12 protein-coding genes are annotated in these 12961 nt (G+C 60.5%); 6 read left to right on the top strand and 6 right to left on the bottom strand.

Features of this window, described 5'->3' with window-relative positions; translation table 11 throughout:
• The first annotated feature begins 295 nt into the window (after window positions 1-295).
• From Y882_RS00225 to Y882_RS00245, 5 genes are all read left to right on the top strand, one after another.
• Window positions 296-1039, top strand: coding sequence for an ABC transporter permease (locus Y882_RS00225; RefSeq protein ID WP_082120859.1), 744 nt, complete (start codon window positions 296-298; stop codon window positions 1037-1039).
• Complete coding sequence (locus tag Y882_RS00230) at window positions 1029-2531, top strand: ABC transporter ATP-binding protein (RefSeq protein ID WP_046969855.1); 1503 nt, start codon at window positions 1029-1031, stop codon at window positions 2529-2531. The genes Y882_RS00225 and Y882_RS00230 overlap by 11 nt, the downstream gene beginning before the upstream one ends.
• The gene (locus tag Y882_RS18665; RefSeq protein ID WP_156171267.1) at window positions 2494-5238 is read left to right on the top strand and encodes a class I SAM-dependent methyltransferase; all 2745 of its coding nucleotides are present in this window, start codon (window positions 2494-2496) and stop codon (window positions 5236-5238) included. Before Y882_RS00230 ends, Y882_RS18665 begins: the two co-directional genes overlap by 38 nt.
• A gap of 6 nt (window positions 5239-5244) precedes the next feature.
• A complete protein-coding gene (locus Y882_RS00240) occupies window positions 5245-6522 on the top strand; it encodes a hypothetical protein (protein WP_211259092.1) in 1278 nt (425 codons plus the stop codon).
• Window positions 6523-6663: 141 nt separating this feature from the next.
• Window positions 6664-8418, top strand: coding sequence for a glycosyltransferase (locus Y882_RS00245; RefSeq protein ID WP_082120861.1), 1755 nt, complete (start codon window positions 6664-6666; stop codon window positions 8416-8418).
• Window positions 8419-8544: 126 nt separating this feature from the next.
• On the opposite strand, the gene Y882_RS00250 is transcribed toward Y882_RS00245, so the two are convergent.
• The 4 genes from Y882_RS00250 to Y882_RS00265 are packed head-to-tail and all read right to left on the bottom strand — an operon-like array spanning window position 8545 to window position 10397.
• Window positions 8545-8970, bottom strand: a complete 426-nt coding sequence (locus Y882_RS00250; RefSeq protein ID WP_046969858.1) for a DUF4259 domain-containing protein — start codon at window positions 8968-8970, stop codon at window positions 8545-8547.
• Window positions 8971-9020: 50 nt separating this feature from the next.
• Window positions 9021-9269: a hypothetical protein gene (locus Y882_RS00255; RefSeq protein WP_046969859.1), complete on the bottom strand. Its 249-nt coding sequence runs from the start codon at window positions 9267-9269 to the stop codon at window positions 9021-9023.
• A complete protein-coding gene (locus tag Y882_RS18670; RefSeq protein WP_052949520.1) occupies window positions 9266-9757 on the bottom strand; it encodes a GNAT family N-acetyltransferase in 492 nt (163 codons plus the stop codon). Before Y882_RS18670 ends, Y882_RS00255 begins: the two co-directional genes overlap by 4 nt.
• A 19-nt stretch (window positions 9758-9776) precedes the next feature.
• A complete protein-coding gene (locus tag Y882_RS00265; protein WP_046969860.1) occupies window positions 9777-10397 on the bottom strand; it encodes a hypothetical protein in 621 nt (206 codons plus the stop codon).
• A 146-nt stretch (window positions 10398-10543) separates the two neighbouring features.
• Between Y882_RS00265 and Y882_RS00270 the strand changes: the two genes are divergently transcribed.
• Window positions 10544-10981: a VOC family protein gene (locus Y882_RS00270; protein ID WP_046969861.1), complete on the top strand. Its 438-nt coding sequence runs from the start codon at window positions 10544-10546 to the stop codon at window positions 10979-10981.
• A gap of 17 nt (window positions 10982-10998) precedes the next feature.
• On the opposite strand, the gene Y882_RS00275 is transcribed toward Y882_RS00270, so the two are convergent.
• Together Y882_RS00275 and Y882_RS00280 are read right to left on the bottom strand one after the other, a co-directional pair.
• A complete protein-coding gene (locus tag Y882_RS00275) occupies window positions 10999-11781 on the bottom strand; it encodes a peptidoglycan recognition protein family protein (RefSeq protein ID WP_046969862.1) in 783 nt (260 codons plus the stop codon).
• Window positions 11778-12950 (bottom strand): hypothetical protein, encoded by a 1173-nt coding sequence (locus Y882_RS00280; RefSeq protein ID WP_046969863.1) that lies wholly within the window; start codon window positions 12948-12950, stop codon window positions 11778-11780. The genes Y882_RS00275 and Y882_RS00280 overlap by 4 nt, the downstream gene beginning before the upstream one ends.
• Between the last annotated feature and the right edge of the window lie 11 nt (window positions 12951-12961).

The following is a 12961-nucleotide window of genomic DNA, read 5'->3' on the forward strand; positions in this document are numbered from 1 at the left end:
TTCCGATTGTCTGACGTCAGCCGAGGCGTCGATACTGATGACCAGTTATCAGCGTGTTCCTAGGAAACGTCTGCACGTCTCGCCCTTCGCGAGCAAAGACTCAAGTTGAAGTCTTCATTGCACTCGTGAGCCTTTGATTGCTCGTCAGAGGCACTGGTGCAGGCCATCCTCAAACGTTCTCCTCTTCAAACCTTTTGTAATCGAAGCGGCATCACTTTCTGTTCGCGAGGTTCGTGCGGTGCATCCGTTTTCGGTTTTTGATCCACTCCGCCGGCACAGGTTGCTCCTGTGGGAAATGACAAAGCGTGACATTTCCGCCCGGTATAAAGGCTCTTATCTTGGAATGCTCTGGGCGGTGCTCATGCCGCTCGCCATGCTCAGCATCTATTCCTACGTATTTGGAACCGTGTTTAAGTCCCGGTGGAGCGCTGGCGATCCGCAGTTGCCGTTCCCGATCATCCTCTACTCCGGGCTTATCGTTTTCAACTTTCTTGCGGAGTGCGTGAATCGCGCGCCAACGCTCGTCACGCTCTCACCCAATCTCGTCAAGAAAACGGTCTTCCCTATCGTGATCCTGCCATGGATGGCGATGATTACCGCAACTATCAATTCCATCATCAGTGTCGCCATTCTGTTGGTGGGTGAATGGCTGCTTGTCGGACACGTGCCGGTCACCGCGCTGTTGTTCCCATTCGTATTGCTGCCTGTCGCGCTTGTCGCGCTCGGGACGGGCTGGTTTCTTTCGTCCCTCGGCGTTTATGTGCGTGATATCGCGCAACTGGTCGGGCTGTTGACGACCGCCCTGCTGTTCCTTACGCCAATCTTCTATCCACCCCTTGGGACGCCAGGTGCGCTTCGCGCATTCGCAGACTTCAATCCCCTCGCCACACAGGTGCAGTCCATGCGCGATGTCCTGCTTTGGGGGCAGCTTCCGAGTCTGACCAGTTTCGTGGTCGCCATGCTCGTAGGTTGGGCCGTGGCGTGGTTCGGGCTCGTGTGGTTCTCGAGAACCTCGGATGGTTTTGCCGATGTCCTTTGATCACGTCGTCCGCGTCGACCAGGCCAGCAAGTGCTTCCGCATTTACACGTCACCCTCCGATCGTCTGCGGCAGTATGGCGCGCGCTGGATGCAGCGGGCGCTGCCCAACATCGCGCAGCGTTGTCTTCCATCGGGCCTTGCGAACAAGACCTTTCATCGCGAGTTCTGGGCACTTCGAAATATTTCATTCGAACTGAAGCGCGGCGAAAGCGTAGGCATTCTCGGCATGAATGGCGCGGGCAAGTCAACGCTGCTGCAACTGGTGGCAGGCATCTTGAAGCCCACCTCCGGCCTCATTGAGACAAACGGGCGCCTCGCGGGCCTGTTTGAACTGGGGTCTGGTTTCAATCCTGAATTCACGGGGCGCGAGAACGTGTTTCTGAATGCGGCCATGCTCGGCTTTTCGCGCACGGAAGTGCTCGAGCGCTTTGCCGCCATCGAACAGTTCGCCGGCATCGGCGACTTTATCGACCGTCCTGTCAAAACCTATTCCAGCGGCATGATGGTGCGCCTCGCGTTCGCCGTGCAGGTCCAACTCGAACCCGATGTGCTGATCGTTGACGAAGCGCTTGCGGTCGGTGATGCGCTATTCCAGAAGCGCTGCTATGCGCGCATCGAGCGCTTTCTGGCAGACGGAGGCAGCCTGTTGTTCGTATCGCACGATCAGGAGTCGGTGCGCACGTTGACCGACCGGGCGTTGCTGCTAAGGGACGGAGCGACCGTCTGTGAGGGCACTTCGTCGGAGGTGGTGCTCGAATATCGCCGCCTGCTTCACGAAGCTGAAAATGAGCAAGCACGAAGCGTGCTGCAATACCTGTCGTCGGCGGCACGGGAGCGTGCTTCGGACATCGTCGCGACGCCAAAGTCGTCTGCCGAGCCTGCGGCAAAACCCGGCTCGACCCAAGCCAGCGCCGCGCTCGAACCAGGCGCACCGGCCCGCAGCCGAACGGGTGACATGTCGTTCGGCGACTTGGATGTAGAGATTCTGAGCACGGCAACGTTCGACGCGAAAGGTGCGCCCTGCGAACTGTTCTACCCAGGCGACGAGATCGATGTCAGGGTCCGCTACCGGGCCAACAAATCAGCCACGGGCTTGAACTTCGGCTTCCGGCTGCGCAACAAGGAAGGCGTAAAGCTGTATTCCGGCGGGACGTTCAACGAGGACCTGCTTGCATTGCCGGATAGTGCGACCCACCGAACCTGGGATCGAGCTTTCGAGGAAGGCGAAGTGATCGAGCTGTCGCAGCGCTTCGAGTGCCGTCTTGGCGAAGGCTACTACGAGATTCAGTCTTACGCGGCTGAGGAAAAAATGATGGCTCCAGGGCACCAGCGCATGCTGCACTGGGTCGACGAGAGCGCGTTCTTCCGCGTGTCGATGAACAGAGCCGAGCGCTGGTACGGCGGTGTCGCGGACATACGGCCGGTGTGCCGCGTGACTCTGGTGGCGAACCATCGTGACCAAAGCCAAGGAGAACAGTTTGCGAGACATTGATCTAGCTCGCCGTCTCCTGTTGGCGTTCGGAGCGACCCGATTTGTCATAGTCGGCAGGCTCCCGGACGCGAGTCGAGCCTTACTCAACGACGCGGGCAGCGAGCTGTGCGACGGGTGGATGAGCGCATCTATCGCGAGCGCGCCGACATGTCTCGTGTGCGTCGACTTGAGTGACGAGGCACTGTCCCTGGCCCTGTCCGACCCGGCGGCCGCCCAGGCGAGCGGCATCTATATCCAGCACCGCGCAACGCCACAGGCAAAGTCGCTCGATATGCTGGAGCGGCTCTGCTTCGAGCTGGGCTACCGCAAGCATCCGGCCTACCATCACCTGTTCGGCTATGCCGAACTGGAGTTGCAGTCGCCCGAGTTCGCCACGCTTTTGGAACCATTGGGCGGCGATACGCTGCCGCGCTTTCCGACGGCTCGGCTACTGGAAGAGCGCGATCTGCACATGGACATGTTGCGGGAAACCGGGCGCCGCGCGGATGCGCACATCATGCGCTACGAGTGGGCGTCACAGTTTATCCGCCCCAACGACACCGTGCTCGACGCGGCCTGCGGTCTGGGCTACGGAACGCACGTGATGCGGCACCGGTCGCGCGGTTCCCGCTTCTTCGCCATCGACGGCAGCAACTGGGCCATCGACTACGCGTCGGCCTGTTTCGCCAGGGCTGGCACGGAGTACATCGCGGGAATGTTGCCCGAGGCTCTGAGCCGCTTCGAGGACTCGTCCGTAGACGTCGTCGTTTCGTTCGAGACGCTCGAGCACGTGCCTGATCCGGCCGGCTTGCTCGCACAATTCAGGCGAGTCCTACGGCCGGGCGGCCGCGTCATCGTCAGCGTTCCGAACGACTGGAGCGACGAGACCGGCGAAGATCCCAATCCACACCATCTGCACGTCTACACCTGGCAACGTCTGCAGAGCGAGCTTGCGGCCGGCTATATCGTCGAGCACGCCGTCCGTCAGATCGCCAGTGGTTGCAAGCGCCTCGGCGCCGCCTGCGAATGGACCGAACGGCCGCGCACGCTCGAAGCTGTCGAGCCGGATGCCGCATCCGGGATCGAGGCCGAATGGTGGCTTGCTGTCGGCATGAAGTCGCCTGAAGAAGGGCTCGGCCTGCCCTATCGTGAAACCGTGCATGACGGTTTCGATGGCGCGACCCATCTCGTGGATTTCGGCGAGCACTACCAGAACCCGTGGTTGGTGCATGCCATGATCGAGATTCCATATCGTTTGCAACGTCCCGAAGAGCTGGGCAGGCTCGCCAGCGAATTGAGCCGCCGATGCCCGCGCGACTCGGCGGACAACGGCGCCGCGCTCGCCGTCATGAGCTATCGCGCTCTGGACGACCACGCGAGCGAAGAGGAACTGGTGGCGCTTGAGGCGCAGATCGGCGACTACCTCGCGCTGACTTCCGACAATCCTCATGTGCGGCGCTGGCAAGTATCGCTCGCCTATGCTCGTGCTCGCTTGCGCCTGCGGCGTGGCGAACGAGCAGCCGCTATCGAAGATTTCACCCGCGTCGCCCGCACCGAAGTTCGTTGGATCACACCGACACTTGGCACAAAAACGGTCGACGCTGCGTTCTGGCTCGGCCTGCTGTGGTGGCTGTCCAGCGAGCCGCAGAGCGCTCGACTGTGGTGGCAGCGTGGTCTTGAGTCGGCCTCTCAGTTGCTAGGTTGCGACTGGGTCGAGTTCTACGGCAATGCTAGCGCGCCACTCGTATTCCCGATGAACGATGCGGTCGAGATCTCCGACAGGGCTGCGGCATGTGCGCAAGCATTATCTATCACGCACAACCCGACGCCAGCGACGAGCGCCCTGCTTCATGCGATCAGCCAACAATCGCTGCGATCGGCGGTACGCCAGCAGAGCGCTGATTTGGCGTCATCGCGCGTAGAAGCAGGCAATCTGCGGAGCGAATTCGCGCGGGTGTGCCAGGAGCTTGAGGCGCAACGCGCGGACAAGGAGGGCATCGAAACCCTGTCCATCGATCGCCTCAGCCAGATCATTGCGCTCGAAACGCGCGTGGAGAAGACGGATGCCGCGCTCCGTCTCGTCGAGCGGATGTCGATCGAAAGGCTGGAAACGAACCGCGCGCTCGAAGCTCGCCTCAAGGAAACTGACGCGGCGCTCGATGGTGCGAAGGAGTTGACGTTGAAACGCCTCGAGGAGATGAAGGCGCTCGAATCGCGCCTTCAGGAGACCGACTCAGCGCTCGATGCTGCGAAAGAGCTGACAGTGCGACGTCTGGAGGAAATTAAGGCGCTAGAAACGCGCCTGAAAGAGACCGACGCAGCGCTCGATGGTACGAAAAAGCTGACTATGCAACGTGTCGGAGAATTTCAAGCGCTCGAAGCGCGCCTGGAGGCGACTGACGAAGCGCTCGATTGCGCGAAAGCGCTGACGGCGCAGCGGCTCGAGGAAATTCAGGAGCTCGAAGCGCGCTTGTTCGAGACCGACTCCGCGCTCAATGACACGAAAGAACTTTCACTGGAGCGGCTCGCCCGTATCCAGGAGCTAGAAGAGCGCATTAAGCGCACGGACGCCGGTTTGCGCGAGGCGCAGGCGCTCGGGATCGAACGGCTGAACCGCATTCATGAACTCGAGAGTCGACATGTCGCCGACGGCGAGCCTGCGTCGGCCGCGCCAGAACGTCACCAACCAGACGACTCCCTTAAGACCATGCCCACCATCATAGGGTGATCCGCTTTGAACGATCAGACAACGACCAAGAAGACCTGTGTTTTTACCAGCGCAGCATTGAACTACATTCCTAAAGTTCGGATGCTCTTCAAATCATTGCGTGAACTGCACCCGGAGTTCGAGCTGCACCTGGCGCTGTCCGACGTCCTCCCCGATGACGTTGACCTCAGCGTCGAGCCGTTCGACGAAGTTCATCCGCTGAACACGCTCGACATACCTGACGTCGATGGCTGGGCGTTCTGTCACAACATCGTCGAGCTGTCCACGGCGATCAAACCGTTTCTGCTCGAGAAGCTATTGCGTCGCGAGAATTGCGAGCGCGTCCTGTACTTCGATCCAGACATGGTGCTGTTCTCCCGCGTCGATGATCTGATCGATGCGCTTGGCGATGCAAACGTCATTCTAACCCCGCATCAGATCGAGCCGGAGTCGCGCTTGCGCGCCGTCATCGACAACGAAATATGCAGTTTGAAACACGGCATCTATAACCTTGGATTCGTGGGAGTCAAGGCGACAGATGAGGGCCTGCGTTTCGCTGACTGGTGGAAGCAGCGGATCTATCACTTCTGTCGCGCCGACATTGCGAACGGCCTCTTCACGGATCAGCGATGGATCGACCTGGTTCCGGCATTCTTCTCGGATGTCGCCATCATTCGCTCCCCCCGTCACAACGTCGCGCCCTGGAATCTCACGACACGCGACATCTCGGGCGATTTCGAGACCGGCTTCGCCGTCAATGGCGAAAAGCTTGGGTTCTATCATTTCACCGGCTTCGATAGTGGTGCGCATCGAATGATGGCTTCCATCAATGCCCGCCCGGGCTCGAACACCGGTGTGCTGATTGATTGGTACGAGCGCGAGACGGCCCTTCTCTCGGCCGATCCGCTCACCAATATCAAGTGGGCGTTCGGCTACTTTTCGAACGGCGAGAAGATCAACCCGGCGCATCGCCTGGTTTACCGCGAGCGCGTCGATTTGCAGTGCGCGTTCCCTAATCCTTTCGATGCGACGAACGGCGGCTACCACGGCTGGATCACCGCTCAGGGCCGGGTCGAATATCCTGGTATTGAGACTGGGTTGCCTGACCCGGCACTGCTGCAACTCAGGCAGCAATTGACAGCCGGCTTCCGTCCGAACCAAACGGAGCAATTTGACTGGCGTCGCGCACGCAACATGGCAGCGGATGCGATTTCCAGTCCGAAGCATGCGAGTCGCTACGCAAAGCGTGCGTGGGAAATCGTTCGGCAGGAAGGGCTGCGTGGCATTACTCGTCGCCTGGACTAGACCTTCCTTCGAGCTTAGTAGCGTAAGCCATAGACGTGCCGTTTCGTAAAAACCACACCGAGATCCGCTACGACCGGACCCGCCCGCCTGGCAATCGAGGCGTGCTGCTGTGGATTGGGCCAGAAAGGGATATCCAGACCTATGCCTTCATCAACTCTGCCAGACGTGCCTTCCGATGCCCAACTCATAGAGTTTCGATGGGCGGTGGATCATTTTGCGCTCACCGAGGAAGGCACACTGCTGTTCTTCGGCTGGGCCTTGCACGACAGGGAAGACATCATGTCGCTGACCATGATCCTGCGGTTCATGGACGGCACAGACCAGCGCTTCAACGTTGTCTACGGCACGGAGCGCACAGATGTCGCCAGCGCAATCGCTGACAACCCGCGGTCTCTGATGTGCGGCTACTACTTTTTTGGGCACGCGCGTAGCGCAGAGTTTCTTTCGATGTCGCTGGAAGTGCAGCTTGCCGACGGGTCACAAGCCCTGCTGCCGACAAACTGCGCGATGCCGCAATCCAAAAGCAAGACACGCGATGACCGCAGATCGCAACGCGTGCAGACGATGGCACGCCTAGTACGCCGGTCCTGGTTTTTTGCCCGATCGGGACGATTCGTCGACCTGGCTACCGTGGCGCGACGCTACCTGGCGGGAAAGCCACGCGTAATGGCAAACGGCATCGAGAGCATCGTCCAGACGCTCGCTAAACATTCACGTGCAGAACTGATCGTCGATCACGATCTTGGCGGCGGAGCGAATCACTTCAGACAATCGCTCACCGAGGAGCTCGTCTCCGCGGGGTGTGCGGTGCTGATTCTAACGTTCCATGTGCCGACGCTGCGCTATGGATTGGAGTGCCGCACACAGGATATGACAACACGCATTGCTATCGATCTCAATGAGTTCTTCGCAAAGCTACGCGAATTCCCATTAAGCCGAATTCACTACAACAACACCGTTTCCTTCACGAATCAGTTGGCGGTGATCGAGGCATTGTCGTCGGTTGGCATGACGGTGCCCGTGTCGTATTACATGCATGATTTCCATTCCGTCTGTCCGTCGCACTTCCTGCTCGATGTCGAAGGGCGATACTGCAGCGTGCCGGACGTGCACCGTTGCCAAAGCTGCCTGCCAAGGATGAGCGAAGGTCTTGTGTCGCTTTTCGCCGAGCGCGATATTCAACTTTGGCGCCGCCGCTGGTTGAGCTTTCTACTTAAGACCGACGAGATTGTCTTCTTCTCCAACTCCAGTAAGGAGCTATTGCTGCGTGCCTATCCACAATTGGGACGTCACTCGGCACTAAAACTCAAGCCGCACGACATTTCCGATTTCCCGTCCGCAACCGTGCAATTCGACCTCAAGGCGAAGTTGAATATCGGCGTCGTGGGACGAATCAATGCGCATAAAGGTGCGGCGATTGTCAATCAGATGGCGGCTGCGCTCGACGCGCGCGGCATGAAGGAGCAAATCACGGTATTCGGCGCGATTGACGGACGCCAAAGGTCGCCCTCGCTGGTTGTCACGGGATCATATCAACGCGGCAATCTCGCCAGCCTCCTGACCAAACACAACGTGAATATGATCGCGTTCACGTCGGTCTGGCCGGAGACGTTTTCCTTTGTCGTTGCAGAAGTCATGAGTTTGGGTTTGCCGATCATCTGCTTCGATCTCGGCGCGCCCGCTGAGCGCGTTAGTGCTTATCCCCTCGGCCGGGTCGTTCCATTTAGCGATGGCGCGACGCTGGTCGAAGCCACCGTCGCGTTTCGCGATGAGCTGCTGGAAAAAGCGGCAAAGTCGGAGCAAGGGGTGAGCCCGATCGTTGCGTCGACTCGCGGCGCTGAGCCGGCCGCCAGAGCGCGCCAGGACAAGCAAGCAGCCTCTGTGGCTCGGTCATAAGGCTAGCCAGGGAATCAAGCGCGACGAGCGTGGAAGGTCTTCCTGCACGTGTTGCAAGGAACACGGAACTACTGGCCTTCTCTGTTTTCTGCTGCCGCCGGCCAGCGTGGGCAGTGGACATCGAGCCTAAGTGGCGCAACTCTGCTTCAGGATGCTCGCCAACGACTCAATATTGCCGATCCAGGCGGAGAACAGACCGGCGTCCTCTTCCCACAGCTCCCGCAGTTCGCTGGACTTGGCGCATACGCGCAGGCATGCCTTCGAGCCGAGCTCGGCCAGAGCGGTGAAGTCGAGTGTGGCCAGGCCTTTGCGCCAGGCTATCCGGGCTTCGGTTTCGTCATCGTCCAGTGGTTGCCCGGTTTTCGCGGAGAGGATGACGGCGGCGGAAGCGAGAACCGCCTGGCCGGCCTCATAGTCCAGGTAGTCTGCGGCAAGCGCGGTCTTGAATGCTGCCTGCATGACGGGTCGTGGATCGGCCCTCGGAATCAGTTGTTCCTCGAGGAAATCCAACGCGGTGTCGTCGTCAAACACTCTCGCGGCCCAGGCACCCATCGGTCTCTCCTTACGTCAATAATTAGCTGAAACACCAAACCGCGACACGCTCATTCTTTCAGCTTGTGGCTGTCCTCGGCGGTCAGGTCCAGGCCGTACACCTCTCGCAGCTTCTGGATGTGCTGCAGCGTCTTCGTCGAAAATGGCTTCTTGTTTTCGAAAGCATGCAGGGCGATCCCTTCGATCAGGTCGCCCAGGGAGATGTCCATAGTTTCGGCGAGGCTCTTGAGCACCTTCAGGATTCGCTTTTCGATGCGTACGCCGGTCTGCACGCGGTCGATTTTCGTTTCATTGTTCATGGCGTGTTCGTTGGTCGCTCAAATTCAGGTTGGAAGCTGGCCAAGGATTTGCGGAACAAGAGGCTCCTTGGGCTCCGCTCCAGGAACGGCTTTTCCTTGTAATCCAAGCTTCGATAGAGGGCAACTGCAGGAATGAGATCCTGTCCTGTATCGAACTCGATGGCCTGGACGCCCTCCCCTGCCACGAAACGTTCCGCCTGCATCATCAGTGCACGCCCGATGCCTGAGCGGCGTGCTGACGGAACAATCCAAAGACGGTAGAGCCTGGCGGGTTCGGCATCCGCAGGAAGTCTCACCACGATCATGCCCAGTATCGAGAGTTCACGACACGCGAAGATCGCGTGGGCGTGCTGCAGGTCAGCGACAGTGAGTGAACCCTCTGGCTGGTCGTGGCCGCTCTCGCGAAGCTCGGCCGTCATGTAGGCACTGATGCGATGAAAGAGGCTGCAGTTCGCCGCCGTCTCGAGAAAGTCGATCGTGTCGTCCATCGAGGTAGCTCCACTTGGATTAGCGCGGTTGCGCAGCGGTGCGGGCCAGCATGCCGGTGATTGCGTCCCGCCACTCCGGCCCCTGTGCCGTGAAGAACTGCTCGAATTCGGCAAGATACCTGGGGTTCGCGCTTTTCAGCGGCGTGCGGCTACACCACACATGCACGTGCACGGTGGCTGGATCCTTCTGGCTCAGGGAAATGTCGTAGCGTGACACCCCGGTTTCGGGAATGAAGATGAGATAGCCGACTTTGCCCTGTACGGGCGCATAGTGGTCCATGACCCAGGTTGCCGTGCCCCACGGCGATTTCGTCTGGAAGACGGCGCCGACCTCCTGGCCGCCGCCCGTGGGGCGGATGAATTCAGGGCTCCAGTCGGGCGCCCACTCTCGCTCTTTGACGGGTCCAAAATACGGCGTGAGCGCCGCCACGGTTCCCGGCAGGTCGAACTCGAAGTCGCGTTCTGCATACATCTGCGCCGCTCCTGTCGAGGATGGCGCATGCAATGCGCCGTGCAATCCATGCGCACCAGGTGCGCCGTGACCACCCTGCGCACCGCTTTGCGAATGGGCCATGCCAACGCCCAAGCCGATGGCAAGAGACACGACCATGGAGCCGATCCACATGATCTTCACGTCCATTGGAAACCTCGCGTCCGGTCGGTAGCTTATAACGGTACCTTGGTACCACGGTAGATATTATGCCGCGACGGCCGACCGTGCAAGTGGCGGCCCTTTGCGGTCCCTGATTCATTGTCAGAACACTGGCTACCTTGTAGCTTGGGCACATGGCGCTGAAGCGGATGGACAACGTGGGCATCGTCGTCGAGGACCTCGACGCTGCGATTGCTTTCTTCCGCGAGCTCGGGCTCGATCTCGAAGGGCGGGCCACGATCGAAGGCGAATGGGCTGGGCGGGTCACCGGGCTGGAGGATCAGCGCGTCGAGATTGCCATGATGCGCACACCCGACGGCCACAGCCGGCTCGAGCTGTCCCGGTTTCTCGCGCCTCCTGTCGTCGCCGATCACCGGAACGCTCCGGTAAACGCACTAGGCTACTTGCGCGTGATGTTCGCCGTGGACGACGTCGACGGCACGCTTGAGAGGCTCCGCAAGTACGGCGCAGAGCTCGTAGGCGAAGTTGTCCAATATCAGGACACGTATCGGCTCTGCTATATCCGCGGTCCTGAAGGGCTGCTCATCGGACTAGCCCAAGAACTCGGCTGATAGCTTCGGCCGGTGAGTCAGCTCAACGCCTGCCAGGTGAGCGGACCGACGATGCCATCGGGCACCAGGCTGCGCGAACGTTGGAACGCACGCACCAGGGCCTCGGTGTGTGGACCAAAATAGCCGTCCGGATTAGCGCCGACTTTGCCCTGGATGAGCTTGACCAATTCGCCCACCGCACCGCGTCGCAAGGTTGGCCTTCCCTGCGCATGGCCAGCTTGACTGGGCTCGGCCGACGGTATCAGGGGACGCACCGGGAAACTGCCACTCATCACGCCGGCAACGGATTGGCGGAAGGCCGCCATATCGAAGGATGGATCGATTTTTCTGCCAGCCGGCAAGGCGTATTCCTTGTGGCCCGCACAGGCATCGGCTCCGCGCTGCAGCCTGGCAAGCAAGGCGGCCACGCCACGGCGAAAAGCGTCCAGCTGCACCGATGGCCACGGCTCGCCGGCACCTGAATTCTCCGCTTCGATGGCAATGAAACTTGAGTTTCCGGTGGTGCAGCCCTGCCACATGCCTTCACCGGCGTGATTGCAGCGGCCGGCTGCCACCACATAGAACGTGCCGTCCCGCCCCAGCCCCAGTTGCGCCAGCGGGCCGGCCAGATCCGGGCGTCCTTCGACCAAGGTGCGCAGTGTCGGCATATTGCCCGCCGTTGCGTTCGCCGTGTGGTGGCACATCACCCCTTCGACCTGCCCCATATCGCCGCGCCCACGCGTCTCCCAGCCGTCGACGATGGCTACTTTCAGGCCCGCATTGCGCAACACGGGTTGCAGCCAAAGCAGACTGTAGGTCATTGCGCCACGCCTCCCTGAGCGCAGGGAAGTTCCTGGTCCAGGGTCGGTGCCAGCGGGCTGGCACCGCAGCCATCGAGCTGAGGGCTCGTTGCGTCGTGCGCTGTGACCATCACTGGCGTTGCCACGACGCTGGCAAGTGGGTCGCTCGCGGGCGCCACGTCCTTGGCGGAGGGCTCCACCACGACATGCGTTTGCTCGTCTGAAGCAGCGGGTTTGAGGCTGCTCCTCAAGGTCATGATCTTGTTGAGCACGTCGAACCAGAACGGTGCGCCGAGCGTGACCGCAAAAGCCGTGAGCAGCCAACCCAGCGCCGGCGCCACGAAGGTGTGCCAGGCATATGCAGCGGGTCCGGCTGGGGGTTGCGCATGTCCGTTGGCAGGTTGCGCCCATCCAATCGGCAACGATGTCTGGGCGATGAGTTGCTGGATGGGGTCCGAGTCACCGGGTGTGCCATCCGAACTCCTGGCCGTCCTCTCGGCCTGGGCGACCAGCGCCTGGCGCACCGACGGGTTGCCATAGAGGTAGTCGGCCAGCGCGAGCGTGTTGATGTTGAAGCCGATCGCCAGGCCAAGCCCAAGCAGGAAAATGACCAGCTGACTTGCCCGCTTGTACATGCCGGAAATCCGGTCCATCGCGCTGTCGAACCACGCCTCGACATGCCGCACGGATGTCTCCAGGTCATCGCCTGCCGTGTTGACCGCCATGCTGACCACGCGTTGCAGGGTTGCATTCGGCAGGGTCGGGATGCCGGCGCGTATCGATGCCAGGGAGAGTTCCATGCTGTCCGCCAGCGTCGGGCCGGTGTCGCCCTTGCCGCTATTCGATGGTCCGCGCGCGGCCATGTCGAGCAAGGCCAGGGCGAAGTTACGCGAGGGAATATAGGACGGAAGGTTGTGCCCACGGCTGTACCAACGCGGATTCAAGGCCAGCGGCGCGATGGGATAGACGCCAAAGTAAAGCGGATCGATTAACGGGTGCTGATACAGCTGACGGGTCAGGCTGCCCGTATCCACGTCGCTCAACAGCTCGCGTATCCCACGCTCCAGATACGCCGCCCGCGTCTTGAGCCACGCCTCGATGCCTTCGCGGATCGTCGAGCACATCATGCTCAGGATGATGTAGATGAAGACGATGCCGATCGCCACATCGAGGATCGCGGAACCGAACATGAGTTACGCCC

The organism is Dyella japonica DSM 16301 (assembly GCF_001010355.1).
In the GTDB taxonomy this organism is placed as follows: domain Bacteria; phylum Pseudomonadota; class Gammaproteobacteria; order Xanthomonadales; family Rhodanobacteraceae; genus Dyella; species Dyella japonica.

Bases quoted from the DNA above. Each gene is read 5' to 3' on its own strand.
- Y882_RS00245 (WP_082120861.1), top strand. From the start codon at position 6,664: ATGCCTTCATCAACTCTGCCAGACGTGCCTTCCGATGCCCAACTCATA.
- Y882_RS00230 (WP_046969855.1), top strand. From the start codon at position 1,029: ATGTCCTTTGATCACGTCGTCCGCGTCGACCAGGCCAGCAAGTGCTTC.
- Y882_RS00250 (WP_046969858.1), bottom strand. From the start codon at position 8,970: ATGGGTGCCTGGGCCGCGAGAGTGTTTGACGACGACACCGCGTTGGAT.
- Y882_RS18670 (WP_052949520.1), bottom strand. From the start codon at position 9,757: ATGGACGACACGATCGACTTTCTCGAGACGGCGGCGAACTGCAGCCTC.
- Y882_RS00255 (WP_046969859.1), bottom strand. From the start codon at position 9,269: ATGAACAATGAAACGAAAATCGACCGCGTGCAGACCGGCGTACGCATC.
- Y882_RS00225 (WP_082120859.1), top strand. From the start codon at position 296: ATGACAAAGCGTGACATTTCCGCCCGGTATAAAGGCTCTTATCTTGGA.
- Y882_RS00275 (WP_046969862.1), bottom strand. From the start codon at position 11,781: ATGACCTACAGTCTGCTTTGGCTGCAACCCGTGTTGCGCAATGCGGGC.
- Y882_RS00270 (WP_046969861.1), top strand. From the start codon at position 10,544: ATGGCGCTGAAGCGGATGGACAACGTGGGCATCGTCGTCGAGGACCTC.
- Y882_RS00280 (WP_046969863.1), bottom strand. From the start codon at position 12,950: ATGTTCGGTTCCGCGATCCTCGATGTGGCGATCGGCATCGTCTTCATC.
- Y882_RS00265 (WP_046969860.1), bottom strand. From the start codon at position 10,397: ATGGACGTGAAGATCATGTGGATCGGCTCCATGGTCGTGTCTCTTGCC.